This window comes from Ochrobactrum sp. SFR4 (genome assembly GCF_019730395.1).
In the GTDB taxonomy this organism is placed as follows: Bacteria; Pseudomonadota; Alphaproteobacteria; order Rhizobiales; family Rhizobiaceae; genus Pseudochrobactrum.
Genome location: NZ_JAAPBB010001035.1, coordinates 1 through 254 on the forward strand (window position 1 = coordinate 1; position 254 = coordinate 254).

1 protein-coding gene is annotated in these 254 nt (G+C 34.3%); it reads left to right on the top strand.

The window, feature by feature from the left end; all coding sequences use genetic code 11:
* Positions 1–254, top strand: a 254-nt coding sequence (locus HBA93_RS22200; RefSeq protein WP_221724683.1) for a hypothetical protein, incomplete at both ends; no start/stop codon positions are given.

A 254-nucleotide genomic window follows, 5' to 3' on the forward strand; every position in this document is an offset into this window, starting at 1 on the left:
ATGAGTTCACCAGCAATAAAAACACCATTATCATACAGGGCAATGACAATACGATACTCGGCAATCTGAATGCGGGATCTGCACTCTTTAAACAGCATTATAGCAGCATTAAAGATAATGCATCCGGATCGGTATATGTAAATAACAACAAGTTTGTTAGTAATGACAATGTGATTGAGGTTCGCGGTAAAAATAATAAAATTAAAGGTAATTTAATTTCCGGCTATGCTGGTATAAAATTAGGTATTGATGAT